Source organism: Pseudomonas onubensis (genome assembly GCF_965653655.1).
Taxonomy (GTDB): Bacteria; Pseudomonadota; Gammaproteobacteria; order Pseudomonadales; family Pseudomonadaceae; genus Aquipseudomonas.
In genome coordinates, this window is the sequence record NZ_CBFHAZ010000318.1 from 1 (window position 1) to 415 (window position 415).

At 52.8% G+C, this 415-nt stretch carries 1 protein-coding gene; it reads left to right on the plus strand.

From position 1 onward, the window contains the following. The coding region (locus ACTD9P_RS30140; RefSeq protein ID WP_438870502.1) for a hypothetical protein at window positions 1-415 on the plus strand (415 nt) is incomplete at both ends.

Genomic DNA, 415 nt, shown 5'->3' on the forward strand with positions numbered 1-415 from the left:
TTTTCATTATAATGTCCGCAGGGTTTCACGCCGGATTTATTTTTGCGAAAAAAACGCCTGAACAGGCGGGACTGCTCGTTCCCGGCGGTATGTTTCTTGTGCTGGGCTGCTTGTTTTGTTTTGAGACCGCAACGGGATGGACGTATTCAGGCATGACGTGGCCTGTTTATATATGGGCGCCTGCTCTCGGTCTGTTTGAGCTGTGGTATTTCGGCGGGAGAAAGATCGGCGTATTGATTCCTGCTTTTATCCTGACAGCCGCGGGAGCACTATGCTTTGCCGGTATGCTGATGACGGGGCTGTGGCCGCTTTTGATCATCGCAGCCGCGCTTTTGTTTCACGCCGCTGCCTTTATGCAGCCGAAAAAAAGATCGGGCCTTCTTATTCCGGGCGGCATTTTGCTTGTGACGGGCGG